Genomic DNA, 16,954 nt, shown 5'->3' on the forward strand with positions numbered 1-16,954 from the left:
TTCGCTTTGACCGGATATACAAGCACATCACATCCCTCAATTCTTCGGACTGCGTCACACGTGAATCAAGCAGAGCGCGTCCAGCAGGACGAGTGCTCGCCATCTCACGCATCGGCTATGTTCTCCGACCAGGGCAAGCGGAGCAAGAGCAACTATGTTCACGGCGGGTTGCTTTGCGAGCAACAGCCCGTTATATGAACAGCCGCCCAGTGCATGAGATATCAGCAATTCGATCCGCTATGAAGAGGTTTTCAAGATAGCATTCGCACGATGCGTATAACGCGAACGTATTATTGCTGCAGAACTCAAGCAAAGATACGTTCGGGTTGCGACCAACGTAGTCGCTGAAAATCCTCTTCGCGTGGGCCCCTAAAAAATGACACTACACTCGCGTTCTGCCGTTATCGCCGTGGTTGACGATGATGAGTCTGTCAGGCTTGCAATAGCCAGTCTGCTGAGATCATGCGGATGGAGCGTATCCACTTACGCTTCCGGTGGCGAATTTCTGGAGGATCTCGATGAGCGCGAGTTGTCCCTCGTCATCGCAGACGTTCAGATGCCCGAGATGGACGGCTTCACGCTAGTCAGGAAGCTAACCGAGCAGAGATCCGATATCCGGGCCATTTTTGTTACCGCTCATGCAACCCCGGACATGGCGGAGAAGACCCTCGCGAACGGTGCCGTCGGGTTCTTTACCAAGCCGTTGGATGATGTCCTGTTCCTGCTTCGCGTCGCAGAGATTGCCGGCCACGTGCCCCACTAAGTGCATCCAGCACGAACGGCGGATATGAGATCTCACCATCGACGCCGCACCGGTCTTGTGTATTACGCGTCCACCTGTATGCCATAGCTATCATACAGCGCTAACACGACAACGCCAGCCTTATGAATACCCCGCTGGCGTTATGTCCATCTTCAACGGCGCTCCCAGCGTCAGTTCACTTCGACAACCATCTCGATCTCGACGCACGCACCCAACGGAATCTGCGCCACGCCAAATGCCGAGCGCGCGTGTCTGCCGACTTCACCAAATACGTCGGCGATAAGGTCAGAGGCGCCGTTCGTCACCAGATGCTGCTCAACGAAATCGTGAGTTGAATTGACGAGGCTGACCACCTTTACCACTCGCGTGACCCGATTCAGATCGCCGATGTTCCCATGCAGCGTTGCGAACAGATCGATCGCGGCTGCACGCGCGGCGCGATGCCCGTCTTCGGTTGTCAGCGCATCGCCCAGTTTCCCGACCCACACCTTGCCGTCTTTTTTGGCGAGATGACCGGACAGATAAACCGTGTTTCCGCTCTGTACGCTCATCACATACGCGGCGGCGGGGGCGCCGGCGCTCGGCAATTCAATGTCGAGTTCTTTCAGCCTGGCATAGACGTCGTGGTGACTCATAAGGTGCTCCGCAAATAGTAAGGACTGTTGGGGATGATCGGTTGGGTCTGGCGCTAGCCAGCCACTTCAATGACGGCTTCGGCAAAAGCCTGAGGTGCTTCCTGGGGAAGATTGTGGCCGGCACCCTGAACCAGCTTGTGCGAATACTTGCCCGAAAACTTCTTGGCATACGAAGCCGGATCGGGATGCGGCGCACCGTTGACATCACCTTCCATGGTGATCGTCGGCACGCTGATAAGCGGGCCGGCAAACAGCCGGTTTTCCAGTGCGTCGTACTTTGGTTCGCCAGCCGCGAGGCTCTGCCGCCAGCGGTAGTTGTGAATCACGATGGCAACGTAGTCCGGATTATCGAAGGCAGCCGCGGTGCGATTGAACGTGGCGTCGTCGAAGGCCCATTTCGGCGAGGCGATCTGCCAGATGAGTTTGGCAAAGTCGTCCTTGTATTTGGCGTAACCCACTTCGCCATGTTCAGTGGCGAAATAGTACTGATACCACCATGCATACTCGGCCTTCGGTGGCAGCGGCATTTTGGTGGCTTCAAGATTGGTGATCAGGTAGCCGCTGACGGAGACCAGACCGGTGCACCGCTCGGGCCACAGCGCCGCGAGAATGCAGGCGGTTCGCGCTCCCCAGTCATACCCTGCGACGGTCGCCTTATCGATCTTGAGCGCATCCATCAACGCGATGATGTCGACGGCAACAGCGGCCTGCTGTCCGTTGCGCATCGTGGCATCCGAGAGAAAGCGCGTCGTGCCATGACCGCGCAGATAGGGGACGATCACCCGGTAGCCGGCCGAAGCGAGCATTGGCGCCACATCGGCATAGCTATGAATATCGTAAGGCCAGCCGTGTAGCAGGATCACCGCCGGGCCATTTGCGGGACCGGCCTCGGCGTATCCGACATTCAGGACTCCCGCATTGATCTGCTTCAACGACGCGAACGACGTGTTTGTACCCGGTTTGATGGTGGGCAGACTCGCCAGCTTGTCCGTTGTGGATTGCGCGCGTGCAGAGCCAATCACGCCAAACTGGGCTGCGGCCAGGGTCATGGCCGCAGTACCCAGAAAGCCGCGACGGCCCGGGTCGATCTTGTCCGACATTGCTATCTCTCCAATTGAGGTTTGGGTGCAGTCGCCAGCATGCGACTTACATACCGCACTAGCGATGAGTTGAGCATACGTGCACGCAGATCGAATAGGAATGATACATACCGGTGCCGAGGCCAGTGCTTACGCGTGTGCCATTTATACGTGCGTATACCCATGCGGACGACCGACGCCTTTTGGATCGATACTGCTGCTAGCGTAGTAATCGTTTGCACAAGCCGGGCCGCGCCTGGAAGTCACCACAAATCGCTCTCGAGGTATCCAGTCATGAAACGGAACATACCCGGCGGCTTACTGCTGGCCTTTGCGGCGGCGTCGGTCATGGCCGCGACGCCTTCATCATCTGGCGACTCTCATGCCGCAGATGCGTCGCCAATCTACGGGGTCACCATCCCCAGCGGCTACCGGCAATGGGAACTCATGGCGCCCGCCGAGGAAGCCGCGCCATTGAACGAGCTGCGTGCCGTTCTCGGCAACCCTGTCGCTGCGAGGGCGATCCAGGCAGCGACGCGGCCCTTTCCTGACGGAACCGTCTTCGTCAAACTCGCCTATAAGCGCGTTCGCTCCACCGAATTCGGGCCCGCCTCTGTACCCGGATCGCCCACCACGGTGCAAGTCATGGTTAAAGACGCCAAAAAATACGCGGCCACAGGCGGCTGGGGATTCGGTCGATTCATAAATGGCAAACCCACTGATCTGGCGCAGCATCAGACCTGCTTTGCATGCCATCAAGCCAACGTCAAAAACCACGATCTTGTCTTCACGCGGTTTGCTCCCTGATCCATTCGGCGCAAACCAGACCGTCCTGCTTTAATTCCCATGTCTTATTACCCTTTATATGTCATACCTCGGTATATCGGATCGACACGAAGATATGTTGCAGGCCCGGCGCCACGCCGCCTATTCTCAGTACCGGGCAGATGAGTCGATTAGGTTCATAGCCACCCTCAGTTTCAAACACACGGTGCCTTTAATACGGATTCCATCATGACCCAACTCGAGAAAGTCATATACACCGGCAAGACTCACACAACCGGAGGCCGGAATGGTGCATCGCGCAGCGCCGACGGCCGACTCGACATTGCACTTTCGTTGCCCGGCAGTGCGGGCGACGGCACCAATCCTGAGCAATTGTTTGGCGCCGGTTGGTCTGCCTGTTTTATCGGGGCGATGGGGTTGGCGGCCGTAAAAATGAAACTATCCCTGCCCGTTGACGTAGCTGTCGACGCCGAGGTAGATCTGGGCAAGACGGAGGACGCATTCTTCCTCCAGGCTCGTCTGAATATCAGCCTTCCCGGTCTGGAGCATGATGTCGCTCAGGCACTGGTGGACGCCGCGCATCAGAACTGCCCGTATTCCAAGGCGATCCGTGGCAATATCGACGTTCAGATCAAGCTGGTCTGATCGACACCGATGAACCGTTTTTTCCCTAAGGAGATTCCGATGAAAACGCTAAAAAATATCACGACTGTTCTGCTGGCTACCGCCACACTGATTGGAACCACGCATGCAAGTGCCCAAACAACCGACGCGGCCACTGACAGCACAGCGCGAGCGTCTAAAAAAGCGTTGCACACGCAAAATCACAAGCTTGAGATGGCCGTGCGTCGCGCCTTGACCCACACGAAAAATCTCGAATCGTCGGGCATCACCGTTCTCGCGAAGGCAGGTGTGGTTACGCTCGACGGCACCGTGCCAAGCAACGATCAGATCCAGCGTGCGGCCGACACTGCGACCGGCGTAGCCGGTGTCAGCAGCGTCAAGAATAACCTGATCATGCGGGAAACCGGTCACTGAGCGCGAGGCACATGCTCCTGGAGACACCCGGCATGCGCGAGATCGCTCAGTAACGCCAACGGTATTTTCGCGCGGTGATCAGTCACGGCACGATCCGCGCGTAGCTGAGAGTTTCAACACTTCGCCTTTCGTCGTCACGCGGCAGATCTCACATGCCGTCGTTCTGCTGGTCCGAAACGATTATCTGTTAGCGTTGTGCGGAAAACCTGCAGGCATTGACGACCTACCCGCTTGCCGCGATGCCGTCTACGTACGGCATCGGGCTGTTCGCAAAGATGAACTTGTTTGCGGCAGAAGCCGACGTCACATAACAAACAGCCTGCGGCCACTCTGGCCCACATGGCGTCGCTCCACTCCAAACGTCACTTCATCGCACGCGTCTGCACGAATCATCACGTGCGCGCTCGCGCCACCCTGCCTCTCTCTCGCTCTCATCAGGGATGTTTCCGTACGAAACGGGGTGTGTCCTCCGCACGTTTCTGGTATCCGGTATCGGCGGCGGCAAGACAATAGCCAAGCCACTCAAAAGCGTGCAGAATCGGCGCTGAACGGCGCACGCTGCGAGATAACAGAGACCATGGATATCACTGGATGCAAACTCGAACCGCTGCGCGAAGACGGGGACTTCTCGCTCTATCGCGCGCGCCCGCCTGGCAATTCGGTTTCCGTACTTGTGCTCGTGGCAGCCAGCGGCGCGCCCAGATGTATCGCGCGCCTCGAACACGAATATGCCCTCGCGGGCCAGCTCGATTCCAGCTGGGCGGCTCGACCACTCGCGCTCCATGGCCACCATACGCCGCCAGCTCTCATCCTCGATGACAACGGCGGCGAGCCCCTTACCGGCACGCCCGGTCGCCCGCTCGAACTGGCGCGCTTCCTCTCCCTCGCCACGAACCTGGCAGGGTCGATCGGCCACATGCATCGATGCGGCCTCATTCACAAGGACATCAAACCATCCAATGTGCTCGTCGATGCTGACGGCAACGTTCGGCTAACCGGCTTTGGCATTGCAACGCTGCTGCCCAACGAACGCCAGCCACCCACGCCACCGGAAGTGATGGCAGGAACGTTCGCCTATATGCCGCCCGAGCAGACCGGCCGCATGAACCGGTCCATCGACGCCCGCAGCGATCTCTATTCGCTCGGCGTCACGTTGTACGAGATGCTTACAGGCACCCTGCCATTCACGGCAACCGACGCGATGGGCTGGATCCATTGCCATATCGCGCGCAAGCCGGTACCGCCTGGCGAACGTGTCAGCGGCATTCCCACGCCCGTCGAAGAGATCGTGCTGAAGCTGCTGGCCAAGACCGCCGAGAATCGCTACCAGACGGCGGCAGGCGTCGAGGCGGACCTGCGGACCTGTCTTTCCGCATGGCGTACCCATCAACGCATCGATCCTTTCCCGCTGGCGATGCACGATGCCTCCGACCGCCTGCTGATTCCCGAAACGCTCTATGGACGTGAGCCACAGATCGAAGCGCTGCTCGCCGCCTTCGACCGCGTGGTGCAATGCGGCACGACTGAAATGGTGCTGATCTCTGGCTATGCAGGTATCGGCAAGTCCTCCGTCGTCAATGAGCTGCACAAGGTGCTGGTTCCGCCACGAGGCCTCTTTGCCGCCGGCAAGTTCGATCAGTACAAGCGCGACATTCCTTACGTCACGCTTGCACAGGCTTTCCAGTCACTGGTGCGCAACCTGCTGAGCAGGAGCGAGGCAGAGGTCGTGCCGTGGCGCCAGGCGCTGCTCGAAGCACTGGGTTCAAACGGACAGCTGATGATCAATCTGATCCCGGAGCTGGCACTGATCATCGGCGAGCAGCCGCCCGTGCCCACGCTGCCGCCGCAAGACGCACAGAACCGCTTCCAGATCGTGTTTCGCAGGTTCATCGGCGTGTTCGCCTCGGCGCAGCATCCGCTCGCGCTGTTCGTCGATGATCTGCAATGGCTGGACACCGCCACGCTCGACCTGCTCGAACACCTCGTCTCTCACCCCGATATCCGGCACCTGCTGCTGGTGGGTGCCTATCGCGACAACGAGGTCGGTCCCTCACATCCCCTCACGCGCACACTGAAACTGATTCGCGACGCTGGAGGCAATGTCCAGGAAACGGCGCTCGAGTCGCTCATGCCTGAACACATAGGACAACTGGTTGCCGATTCGCTTCACTGCGACCGTGCAACGGCACAACCACTCGCGCAACTGGTGCATGAGAAAACCGGTGGCAATCCTTTCTTTTCGATCCAGTTCCTGATGGCACTCGCGGACGAAGCGCTGCTCGCGTTCGATCACCGCACCCTGATGTGGAACTGGGATCTGCAGCGTATCCGTGCGAAGGGTTTTACCGAGAACGTCGCCGATCTCATGGCCGCAAAACTGGGCCGGCTACCCGACACGACGCGGATTGCGCTGGGACAACTCGCGTGCCTGGGCAACATCGCCGAGATCGCCACGGTCACACTGGTCAATGGCGAACCCGAGCAGAAGACTCACGAGAAACTGTGGGAAGCGGTGCGGGCGGGGCTCGTGTTTCGTAGGGAGAATGCCTACGCGTTCGTGCATGATCGTATCCAGGAAGCCGCCTATGCACTTATCCCTCCCAGCGAGCGTGCGGCCGTGCATCTTCAGATTGGCCGCCTGCTCGCCGAGCGAACCGCGCCGGGAGACATCGAAGAAGCGATCTTCGATATCGTGAACCATCTCAATCGCGGCGCAGCGCTCATTGCGCAGCAGGACGAGCGCGAACGGGTCGTCACGCTGAACCTGCGGGCGGGCAAACGGGCCATGAATTCGACGGCCTACGGTTCTGCCTGCAACTATCTGACGCAGGCCGCCGGCCTGCTGTCGTCGGACGCGTGGACCCGGTGCTACGAGGAGACATTCGAACTCTATCTCGCGTTCTCCGAGTGTGAATATCTGGTTGGCAACTTCGCCACCGCGGATGCGCTGTTCGACAGGATCCTCGGACGCGCGCGTTTGAATCTCGATCGTGCCAAGGTGTATAGCCTGCGCATGAAGCTCTACCAGGTCGCCGGGAAATATGACGATAGCTTCGCTGTCGCGCTCGACGCGCTTCGAGATTTCGGTGTAACCATTCCCCAATCCGACGAAGCGATTCACGCTGCGGTGGACGCCGAGTTTCGCGATGTCCCAGTCAACCTTGCTGGCCGCGCCATCGCCGAACTTCTCGATGCACCCGCGGCGCGAGATCCCGCCACGCGGGCGATTGTCGACCTGCTCGTCGAAGCCATGCCCTGTGCGTATATCGGGTGGCCCGCGCTCTTTCCGCTCATTACCCTGAAGGCCGTCAACCTCTCGCTGCGACACGGCAATACCGATCAGTCGAGCTACGTTTACGGCAACTACGCGGTCATGCTGGTTTCGCTGATGGGAGAAATTGCCAGCGGCGTGCAGTTCTCCGAAATGTCCCTGCTGCTGAATGAGAAGTTCAACAATCAGCGTTTGCGGGGGAAACTGCTTCATCTGCATGGTGACCACATCAACTTCTGGCGCAGCCATATCGCGACCGACCTGCCGATCCTGGAGCGCGCTATCCACGCCTGCCTCGAAGTGGGCGACCTCGTGTTTACGGGTTACCTTGCGTTCGAAACGCTCTGGCAATTGATAGAGAAAGGCGATGTGCTCGAGGATGTGCGGACGGTGTCGGCGAAATATGCAGCATTTGCACGGCAGAGCCGCAACCAGGCCGTATGCGAAACGGTGCGACTCGAGCAGCAATTCATCGCCAGCCTGCAGGGTAGCGTGACGAACCCGTTGACGCTCGAAGACAGCACGTTCGACGAAGCAGCCTGTTTCGCGGATATCGTCAAGGCGAGCTTCGGCTGCGGCATCGTCTTCTATCACATCATGAAGCAGATGCTCGCGTTCCTCGGTGGACGGTACGCAGAGGCGCTGGAAAGTGCAGTACAGGCAGAGTCCGTGCTTGGTCCCGCGATGGGGATGCCGATCGAGGCGACGTTCCATTTCTTTCACGCTCTCACGCTCACGGCGCTCTATCCAGATGCATCAGCGGAACAGCAGCAAGAGTATGAGCTCATCCTCCGCGCGGACCTCAAGAAGTACGAACTGTGGGCCGATAACTGCCCCGATAACTACCGCAACCGCCATGCGCTGATATCCGCGGAAATCGCTCGTATCGAGAGCCGGGATCTCGAGGCCATGCGCGCTTATGAGGAAGCGATACGATCTGCCCGCGAGCACGGCTTCATTCAGAACGAAGGCATAGCGCACGAACTCGCCGCGCGATTCTATCTGGCGCGCGGCTACGACACGATCGCCGACACCTACTTGCGCAACGCGCGTTCATGCTACGAACGCTGGGGCGCGGATGGCAAGGTGCGGCAACTCGAACACCTTTATCCGCAACTACTACGCAAACCATCGCATGAGGACAGCATCGTTGCGACTTCGGCAGACCAACTCGATCTGGCAACGGTGGTCAAGGTATCGCAGGCGATCTTCAACGGCGTCGACCTCAATGAACTGATTCATACGCTGATGGTTCTGGCGATCGAACATGCCGGCGCCGATCGCGGTTTGCTGGTCCTGCCATGGGCTGACAGTTGGCGCATCGAGGCGGAAGCAATCATGCTGCGCGACGCAGTGGAGGTGCGCCTTCCGCGCACGCGTCTGACGCCTGAGGAACTCCCCGAGTCGGTATTGCGCTACGTTCTCCGGACCCGCGAGAGCGTCTTGCTGGACGACGCTGCGGATCCGAGTCCGTTCTCCGACGACGAGTACATCGGGCGCCGCCAGTGCCAGTCAGTGCTCTGCCTACCGCTCATCAAGCACACGAAGCTGATCGGTGTCCTGTACCTCGAAAACTGCCTGGCCGCACAGGTCTTCACACCCGCGCGCATTGCCGCGCTCCAGCTGCTGGCCTCTCAGGCGGCAATTTCGCTTGAGAACGCACGTCTTTATGCTGATCTTAAGCATGCCGAAGCGTTGCTGGCGGACGCGCAACAGCTTAGCCACATGGGAAGCTTCGACTGGCATGTCGCGAGCGCGGAGATCACCTGGTCCGAGGAGTGCTTCCGGATCCTTGGTTACGACCCGGATACCCGCCCCACGATCGAACTGCTGCTCGCTCGTACCCATCCCGAGGACGCCCCGCTGGTCCAACGGGTCATCGCGGAAGCGGTGAACGACAGGCGGGGCTTCGACATTGAGTATCGGCTATCGATGCCGGACGGAGCGATCAAACATCTGCACGCAGTGGCCCACGTCGTCGTGGACGAACCCGAGCGGTTGCGGTTGGTAGGAGCACTGATGGATGTGACCGTGCGCCAGCAGGCTCACGCTGCGCTGGAACGCAGCGAACAGCGCTACCGCAGCCTCTTTCGCGATATGCCGGTGGGCCTGTGGCAAGTGGACGCCCTGCCTCTCATGGCGATGATGATGGAGCTGCGGGCGCAGGGCGTGGAAAACCTCTCGACGTACATCGATGCGAACCCCGAGTGGCTGGACCGCGCCCGGGCGATACTCGCCATCGAAGAGGTCAACAATTACGCGGTCACGATGTTTGGAGCGCGCGATCGAAGCGAGCTGATCGGCCCGCTGTCATGGATCTGGCGGGAGAGTCCCGGCACGCTCCGGCGGGTTCTCGAAAGCCGCTATCGCGGCGAGGATCACTTCGAGGAAACGACCCGCATGCCGACGCTTGATGGCCGGATCATCAACGTTCAGTTTTCCGTAGCACGTCCGCGCACGGCCAACGATCTGGGTATCGGCCTGATCAGTCTGGTCGACCTGACCGAACGCATTCACGCGCAGGAGATGCTGGAACGGTTGCAGGCGGATTTTGCACACGCCGCGCGTATCTCTGTGCTGGGTGAGCTGACTGCCTCGATTGCTCACGAGTTGAATCAGCCGCTGGCCGCGATCGTGACCAACGGTCAGGCCGCGCAACGCTGGCTCGGCAGGCCAGAGCCGGATTTCGCAGAGGCGCGTGGGGCGAACACCCGCATGGTTGCCGACGCGCGCCGCGCCGTGGATATCGTCAGCCGTATTCGCGGCATGGCGACCCGGCAGACGCCCGAGCACCGACTGGTGTGGCTGGATGAACTGATCGACGGCGTACTCGTATTTCTGCGTCATGAAGTGCAGATGCGCGGGGTCGCGGTATTGCATCACCCGGCTCCGGGCGCGCCACGGGTGCTAGCGGATCGCGTGCAGTTGCAGCAGGTCATCGTCAACCTGGCCGTCAATGCCATGCAGGCGATGGAACAGGCATGCAGCGAGGAGCGCAGAATCACGATCCGCACGATCGTGCCGGATGTCACGACTCTGCGTTGCGCGGTCGAGGACAGCGGCCCCGGCATTGCCCCCGATCATCTCCAGCGCCTCTTCGAAAGTTTCTTCACTACCAAGCCAGACGGCATGGGGATGGGCCTGCCTATCTGCCGCTCGATCATCGAAGCCCACGGAGGTCACATCGCGGCCGACAACGAGTCGATTCACGCTGGGGCGCGGTTTTATTTCGAGCTCCCGGCTGCTTGATGCACGCGCCGCGTTAGTCCTTCGGTTGCCGCACACTCATACGATGACCGATGCCGATGACGACGTTTGTCGTCCGATGCATCCGCTATAAGCGCTCAATCGGCGCCGAATCATTAGTGGTTTACCCCGTATTCATGCCATCACCTCAGCGCGATTACATCCTCTGTTATACGATGACACATAACTTTGAGTGATCACCGAGGAGACGCTGTGGATCACATAGACGAAGCGGCGCGACGAGCCTCATCCCGCCAGCCGTTGCGCGTATCAGGAGCACGACCCGCTGTCATCAACCTGACGTCCGTTGCAATGCCGGTTCGCAACGAGCGCGCTACGCGTGTGCGCTGGCTGATTCTCTTCATTCTGTTCACCGTCACGACGATCAACTACGCAGACCGCGCCAGCCTGTCGATCGCCGGCAGCGCAATGCAGCGCGCGCTGGGGTTGACGCCGGTGACCATGGGCTACGTGTTCTCCTCGTTCGGTTGGGCCTATGTAATCGGGCAGTTGCCCGGAGGGCGCCTGCTGGATCGCTTCGGCACCAAACGGGTCTACGCGGTCAGCCTGTTCGCATGGTCGATCTTCACGTTCGCGCAAGGTCTCACGGCAGGATTGACGGCAGCCACCGCCATCGCGGTCGTGTTCTGTCTGCGCTTTGCGATGGGTCTCGCCGAAGCGCCCGCTTTCCCCGGCAACAGTCGCCTCACGTCATCCTGGTTCCCGCGTTCTGAACGCGGCACAGCGGCGGCCATCTTCAACGCCTCGCAATACTTTGCCGCAGTGCTCTTCACCCCGATCATGGGATGGCTCGTGCATGCGTTCGGCTGGCCCTCCGTGTTCTATGCGATGGGTGCATTAGGCATCCTGATGACCGGCATCTGGCTGAAGACCATTTACGCGCCGAAGGACCATCCCGGCGCGAACGCCGCGGAATTGCGCTTTATCGAAGCGGGCGGCGCCCTTGTCGACCTCGAAACCCGCGAAGCCGACGCCGGTGCGAAGGCACACCAACCCGCCAAAGTCGCGCTCGGCGCATCGATTCGCGAGATGCTCGGGAGCCGCATGTTGCTTGGCATTTTTATTGCGCAGTACTGCATAAACGCCCTCACCTATTTTTTCCTCACCTGGTTTCCGATCTATCTCGTGCAGCAAAGGCACATGTCGATCCTGAAAGCCGGCTTCGTGACCTCGATTCCGGCGATCTGCGGTTTTCTCGGCGGCGTACTGGGCGGCGTGATTTCGGACGCAATGCTCAAACGTGGCTGCAGTGCCAGCATGGCGCGCAAAACACCCATCGTATTCGGCATGCTGCTGTCCACCTGCATGATTGCCTGCAACTACGTCGATTCGGAAGTGCTGGTCGTCGCCATCATGGCAGGCGCATTTTTCGGCAAGGGCATCGGTGCGCTCGGCTGGGCAGTCGTATCAGATACGGCGCCAGTGGAAGCCGGCGGCGTCTGCGCTTCGCTCTTCAATGCGTTTGGCAACCTGTCGAGCATCACCACGCCTATCATCATCGGCTATCTCGTACAGCGCTCGGGCTCGTTCAACTCCGCGCTGGTTTTCATCGGCGCGAACGCAGTGGTCGCAGTGCTTTGCTACGTATTCGTGGTCGGCGATATCAAACGCATGGTACTGACGCGGTCACTCGCAACAGACTCAACCGAAAGGATCTGATCAACATGAAGAAACTGATTCTGTTTCTCGCGACCGGCCTCGTCTGCTCGGCGGCATGGGCCAATGCCGCAGATGAAACAGCCGTCAACGACGCGACGAACCGCCTCAGCGCCGCCATGATCGCAGGCGACGCGCAGGCAATGAAAGACCTTACCGCCGACACGCTCACCTACGGCCATTCAAATGGTCGCGTCCAGGACCAGGGTGCGTTTATCGACACCATCGTCAGCGGCCAGACACGCTACAAGCGTATCGACCTGAGCCATACGGTGACGACAGTGACCGGCGACAACGCCGTCGTGCGCGATCATTTTTCAGGCACAACGGAGTCGGCCGGCAAGCTCGTTGAAGTGGATTTCGACGTGTTGATGGTCTGGCAGAAACAGAACGACGCGTGGAAACTGCTGGCCCGGCAGGGCTACAAAAAACCGCTTGCCGATCCCGCCAGCCACTAAAGTGAAGCCGATCTACCCACGCGCGGTGCTGCCATTCAGTAAGCGAATTTGAGGTAACTCTCGCCGTTCTGGATCGCACCAGCTTCGTCGACCTGCGGCATATATCGCAGCAAGCGCTTTGCTCGTGCGCCGAGTTGCTGGTACACGTCGCGCGGGACGTCGATATGAACTTCCGGCCTGAAATACCAGCTTCTGCTGTACCCGATGACGACCATGGGACGCGGTATATCAGTGTGATTGGGTGTACCCCGATGCAATGCTCTCACGTCACGAATCATGACGTCGCCGAGTTGCATAGGAATGCTGTGTAATGGAATTCGCCCAGCCCGATACGCCTCTAGAGCCTCTTCCGAATTCATCCTGTGCGTGCCGAGGGTCGTTTCGAACGGTCCGTTATCGGCAGTCACATCGCAAAGAGGAAAATTTACCGCGAGTTGAAACGACGGCGTTTCAGGCTGATTATCGAACAGGGCCGGGGTATCGCGATGCACGTCCTGATACGTGGATCCGCGCAGTGGCGTGTCGGTCGCAAGCTGGCACATGACCGGGTCTTCACCGGCCACCCGTTCGACAATTGCCAGCACGTCAGGGTCGCAGAACACGCTCTCGTCCGCAAAGACGCCGGCAAATGGCAGCGTAATGTAGTGTCTGTTGGCACCGCGCACAGCGGTTGTGTTTTCGTGCAGTTTTTGGGCAAGGATGCCGTCGAAGGCTTGCCGCCACGCTGCGAGCGTTTCTGCCCGGAAGTGCTGCTTCAGGATGACCATGCCGTCGCGCTCGAATATCCTCGCGTAGGCATCGTGTTCTTCGTTTGAGTAACGCATCAAATTGTCCCCAGGTAGTCTCTGCAAGACTAGCAAGCCAGCCTGGATAGATCAATCACGTGCGCGCAGTCCCGAAGTGTGGCCGCATTCGCCTCTGTGAAAATTTAAATGCCGCGCCTTTCTCGGTACGTCTGCGAGAACGACTAAGAAAGCGATTGAGAAAGTACCGCATCGCAGCCGCGCTCAGCAGGCAATCGGGTGCCCCCGATTGCCTTTCGTCATCGTGCGCCCGCAACGGCTGCTCGCGAATAACGATGTGAGTCTTCGTTAGAACTTATGACGAATGCCGACGCGAACGGCGAGTTGCGTGTCCGCGCCAGCAGCGGGCAGGTAGCTGCTCGCGCTCGAACCAATCTGCGCTTGCAGGTCAGCATTCTTCGCGGTCTTACCCGAAGCATCCTGATAGATGCCGAGCAGGTACACATCAGTGCGCTTGCTCAGTGCGTAGTCGACGCTTGCGTCAACCTGGTTCCAGTGACCGTTGGTCTGATCCTTCGCCTGCATGTACGTGTAGCCCAGCGCGCCCGTCAGCGCCGGAGTGAACAGGTACTTGCCGCCTGCTTCGTAGGCGTTGAACGTGGTCATGTGACCCGTCAACTGCTCGATGTTCGTGTGCGTCCACAACGCCCAGACGGTCGCCGCGCCGAGCGAGTATTTGGCGCCGACGCCGGCCGTAGCCAGGTCCTTTGCCACGCTCGTGCCCGTCAGGGCCGATGCATTGGCCAACGTCGTCGAGAAGGCCGGTGCTGCCGAACCCGGGAAGCGGATGTCCGTGTACGCTGCGCCGATACCGAACGGACCGTTCACGTAGTTCAGGCCGAAGCTGTACGTCGACGACGAGCCGCCCGTGCCCGGTGCGCCCGCAAATGCGCCCGCTTCGTTCGAGAAGCCGTACATCGCGCCGAACGTCAGGCCTGCGAAGTTTGCGCTGTTGAACTTGACCGAGTTGTTGATACGGCTCGACGTGAGCTGGTCGACGTCGTTGATGTGGAAACCGTAGTTACCCGCGACGGTCTGGCCACCGTTGGTGTAGGAGCCGCCCAGGTAGTCGGTCGAGAACGAGTATTGACGACCCAACGTTAGCGAGCCGATACCGTCTTTCGTCAGGCCGACGAAGGCTTGACGGCCGAACAGCGCACCACCTTGTCCCAACGCACCGGTGCCGGAATTAAAGCCGTTTTCCAACGTGAAAATAGCCTTCAGACCACCACCGAGATCTTCCGAACCCTTCAGGCCCCAACGGCTGCCCTGAGCGACACCGTCACCGTACTGGATGAGGTCTTGTGCCTTGGCGTTGGCGTGGTTGACATACGTGATACCTGCGTCGACCAGGCCGTACAGCGTGACGCTGCTTTGCGCGTGGGCGACACCAGCAAAGCCGGCCAGGATAGCGGTGGCCAGTATTTTCTTGTTCAATTCATTCTCCAGTTTGCAGACAGTTGCGAATCGCCATGCCATTGCCGCCGCGCTGCGTTCGACCAGCGGATATGCAATGCACGTACGCGAAACGAACGTGACTGTAAGGGGATTTGGAGAATGTGTGTAAGGTGTGTCGTGCGCACGCGACAACGGTCTTGCAACGCGCTCGACTGGGCCACAAAGCCACGCGAGCATTGGTTTTCACCCAATACTCAGGGTGCTTTTTCCTGTCTATTCTCGCGATTTTTCACGCGGGATCTCTTTCGAATTTTTTTCAATATCCTTATATCGACGAACGATATTCGATTCCGCGCACGCGCTGGGCGACACCTTCCCTCTTTTTCAGCATCGTTCCAGCGCTATACCACCTGGGACACTGCACCTTGAATGAAGGCATGCGTCTTCATACATCCGCCAGCACCCAGGCGTTCCCGATGCCGTGCCGCCTATTTGACCTTTGCAGCAGCGGCAAGCTTGCGCGCCCCTTCTTGCGGGTCCTCGGTGGAGTTCATGAAATTCGTCACGGAGTCGGTAATCGCGCCCGCGGTAACGGACGACTGAAGCTCACCAAACGCCAACGACGGCAGGAACCCGCCCGATTTGATCGTCGCCTGCTCATCCGCGCGTGATTTCTTCGCGCAGCCGTCGAACTTGTCCATGGGCACATCCAGCCGGACGGGGATCGAGCCTTTGTAGAGACTGAACTGCTGCTGGAAATCCGGCGACATGATCGTCTTGGCAAGCGCAAGCTGACCCGGCGTTGCGTCCTTTTTGCCGTTCTGCTGGAAGAACACGAATGCGTCGACGGTGTAGGTGAAGGCATTCGAGGTGCCTGGCGCGGGCGCGCAAACATAGTCCACGTCCGACGTCTTGTTCGCATTCGCAAACTCGCCTTTCGCCCAATCGCCCATGAACTGCATTCCGCCCGATCCGTTGATTACCATGGCCGTCGCGAGATTCCAGTCGCGGCCAGTGGCACCCTTGTCGAAGTAAGTCTGGATCTTGCGGACAATCTCGAACACCTGCACCATCTGCGGCGACGTCAGCGTTTTCTGATCGAGATCGATCAGGGCTTTTCGATAAAACTCCGGCCCTTGAGAGAGCACAACCGTTTCCCAGATGGTCATCTCTTGCCACGGTTGGCCGCCATGTGCAACCGGCGTGATGCCTGCGGCGCGAAACTTGTCGGCCAGTGCGAAGAATTCTGGCCACGTGGTGGGTGCCTTACCGCCGACCTTGTCCAGGTCGGCCTTGTTGATCCACAACCAGTTGATTCGGTGTACGGAGAATGGTGCTGCCACATAGTGCCCGTTCGACTTCATGGATTTATCGATTAGCGCCGGCGAGTTCGCTTTCCAGTCCGTGGCGGACTGATCCAGGTCGACCAGCACGCCCTGGTCGGCCCAGTCCTGAATCAGCGGCCCCTTCACCTGTGCAGCCGACGGCGCATTGCCCGAAATAACCTGTGCCTTGAGTGCCGTCATGGCTGCGGCGCCCGCCCCTCCTGCAATGGCGAAATCCTTCCACTCGTAGCCTTGTTTGTTCATATCGTCCTTCAGCACCCTGATCGCCTTCGATTCGCCGCCGGAAGTCCACCAGTGCAGCACCGAAAGTTGTTCGGCAGCAAGTACAGAATGGGTTCCAGCCACGAGCAGTGCAATAGCCGTTGCAACCGATGTCAGTGATCGTTTCATTGCAGTCTCCGAATTTTCGTTATGAGTGCGAGCCGCCTGTTCGCGGCCAGCGCGAATGCTAATG

Annotated in this window: 12 protein-coding genes; 7 read left to right on the forward strand and 5 right to left on the reverse strand. The window is 59.4% G+C overall.

The genetic code is table 11. The annotated features are described in order from the left end of the window. Positions 1-376 precede the first annotated feature (376 nt). On the forward strand, positions 377-763 hold the full coding sequence (locus P3T43_RS19280) for a response regulator transcription factor (protein WP_429282626.1): 387 nt from the start codon (positions 377-379) through the stop codon (positions 761-763). A 170-nt stretch (positions 764-933) separates the two neighbouring features. On the opposite strand, the gene P3T43_RS19285 is transcribed toward P3T43_RS19280, so the two are convergent. Continuing rightward, positions 934-1,398, reverse strand: coding sequence for a RidA family protein (locus P3T43_RS19285; protein ID WP_429282627.1), 465 nt, complete (start codon positions 1,396-1,398; stop codon positions 934-936). Positions 1,399-1,451: 53 nt separating this feature from the next. Continuing rightward, positions 1,452-2,498, reverse strand: a complete 1,047-nt coding sequence (locus P3T43_RS19290) for an alpha/beta fold hydrolase (RefSeq protein ID WP_429282628.1) — start codon at positions 2,496-2,498, stop codon at positions 1,452-1,454. 273 nt (positions 2,499-2,771) lie between these two features. On the opposite strand from P3T43_RS19290, the gene P3T43_RS19295 reads away from it, so the two are divergent. The 6 genes from P3T43_RS19295 to P3T43_RS19320 all read left to right on the forward strand — a co-directional run bounded on the left by P3T43_RS19295 (position 2,772) and on the right by P3T43_RS19320 (position 12,953). Then, positions 2,772-3,284 carry a cytochrome P460 family protein gene (locus P3T43_RS19295; protein WP_429282629.1) on the forward strand — a complete coding sequence of 171 codons (513 nt, stop codon included), beginning with the start codon at positions 2,772-2,774 and terminating at the stop codon, positions 3,282-3,284. 207 nt (positions 3,285-3,491) lie between these two features. Next, positions 3,492-3,908 (forward strand): organic hydroperoxide resistance protein, encoded by a 417-nt coding sequence (locus tag P3T43_RS19300; protein WP_429282630.1) that lies wholly within the window; start codon positions 3,492-3,494, stop codon positions 3,906-3,908. A gap of 9 nt (positions 3,909-3,917) precedes the next feature. Beyond that, positions 3,918-4,301 (forward strand): BON domain-containing protein, encoded by a 384-nt coding sequence (locus P3T43_RS19305; protein ID WP_429282631.1) that lies wholly within the window; start codon positions 3,918-3,920, stop codon positions 4,299-4,301. Between the two features lie 577 nt (positions 4,302-4,878). After that, the gene (locus P3T43_RS19310; protein WP_429282632.1) at positions 4,879-10,821 is read left to right on the forward strand and encodes an AAA family ATPase; all 5,943 of its coding nucleotides are present in this window, start codon (positions 4,879-4,881) and stop codon (positions 10,819-10,821) included. Positions 10,822-11,130: 309 nt separating this feature from the next. Beyond that, positions 11,131-12,498: an MFS transporter gene (locus tag P3T43_RS19315; RefSeq protein ID WP_429282676.1), complete on the forward strand. Its 1,368-nt coding sequence runs from the start codon at positions 11,131-11,133 to the stop codon at positions 12,496-12,498. 5 nt (positions 12,499-12,503) lie between these two features. Beyond that, entirely contained in the window at positions 12,504-12,953 is a 450-nt protein-coding gene (locus tag P3T43_RS19320) for a nuclear transport factor 2 family protein (protein WP_429282633.1), read from the forward strand. Positions 12,954-12,988: 35 nt separating this feature from the next. On the opposite strand, the gene P3T43_RS19325 is transcribed toward P3T43_RS19320, so the two are convergent. From P3T43_RS19325 to P3T43_RS19335, 3 genes are all read right to left on the reverse strand, one after another. Continuing rightward, the gene (locus tag P3T43_RS19325; protein WP_429282634.1) at positions 12,989-13,777 is read right to left on the reverse strand and encodes a phytanoyl-CoA dioxygenase family protein; all 789 of its coding nucleotides are present in this window, start codon (positions 13,775-13,777) and stop codon (positions 12,989-12,991) included. Positions 13,778-14,044: 267 nt separating this feature from the next. Next, positions 14,045-15,193, reverse strand: a complete 1,149-nt coding sequence (locus P3T43_RS19330) for a porin (RefSeq protein WP_429282635.1) — start codon at positions 15,191-15,193, stop codon at positions 14,045-14,047. Between the two features lie 449 nt (positions 15,194-15,642). Continuing rightward, positions 15,643-16,890 carry an ABC transporter substrate-binding protein gene (locus P3T43_RS19335; protein WP_429282636.1) on the reverse strand — a complete coding sequence of 416 codons (1,248 nt, stop codon included), beginning with the start codon at positions 16,888-16,890 and terminating at the stop codon, positions 15,643-15,645. Positions 16,891-16,954 lie beyond the last annotated feature (64 nt).

Origin of the sequence: Paraburkholderia sp. GAS41, assembly GCF_050436545.1 — a bacterium.
GTDB lineage: Bacteria > Pseudomonadota > Gammaproteobacteria > Burkholderiales > Burkholderiaceae > Paraburkholderia.

What these genes read in the sequence shown, in the direction of transcription:
- P3T43_RS19280 (WP_429282626.1), top strand. Translation starts at nt 377, where the DNA reads ATGACACTACACTCGCGTTCTGCCGTTATCGCCGTGGTTGACGATGAT.
- P3T43_RS19285 (WP_429282627.1), bottom strand. Translation starts at nt 1,398, where the DNA reads ATGAGTCACCACGACGTCTATGCCAGGCTGAAAGAACTCGACATTGAA.
- P3T43_RS19290 (WP_429282628.1), bottom strand. Translation starts at nt 2,498, where the DNA reads ATGTCGGACAAGATCGACCCGGGCCGTCGCGGCTTTCTGGGTACTGCG.
- P3T43_RS19295 (WP_429282629.1), top strand. Translation starts at nt 2,772, where the DNA reads ATGAAACGGAACATACCCGGCGGCTTACTGCTGGCCTTTGCGGCGGCG.
- P3T43_RS19300 (WP_429282630.1), top strand. Translation starts at nt 3,492, where the DNA reads ATGACCCAACTCGAGAAAGTCATATACACCGGCAAGACTCACACAACC.
- P3T43_RS19305 (WP_429282631.1), top strand. Translation starts at nt 3,918, where the DNA reads ATGAACCGTTTTTTCCCTAAGGAGATTCCGATGAAAACGCTAAAAAAT.
- P3T43_RS19310 (WP_429282632.1), top strand. Translation starts at nt 4,879, where the DNA reads ATGGATATCACTGGATGCAAACTCGAACCGCTGCGCGAAGACGGGGAC.
- P3T43_RS19315 (WP_429282676.1), top strand. Translation starts at nt 11,131, where the DNA reads ATGCCGGTTCGCAACGAGCGCGCTACGCGTGTGCGCTGGCTGATTCTC.
- P3T43_RS19320 (WP_429282633.1), top strand. Translation starts at nt 12,504, where the DNA reads ATGAAGAAACTGATTCTGTTTCTCGCGACCGGCCTCGTCTGCTCGGCG.
- P3T43_RS19325 (WP_429282634.1), bottom strand. Translation starts at nt 13,777, where the DNA reads ATGCGTTACTCAAACGAAGAACACGATGCCTACGCGAGGATATTCGAG.
- P3T43_RS19335 (WP_429282636.1), bottom strand. Translation starts at nt 16,890, where the DNA reads ATGAAACGATCACTGACATCGGTTGCAACGGCTATTGCACTGCTCGTG.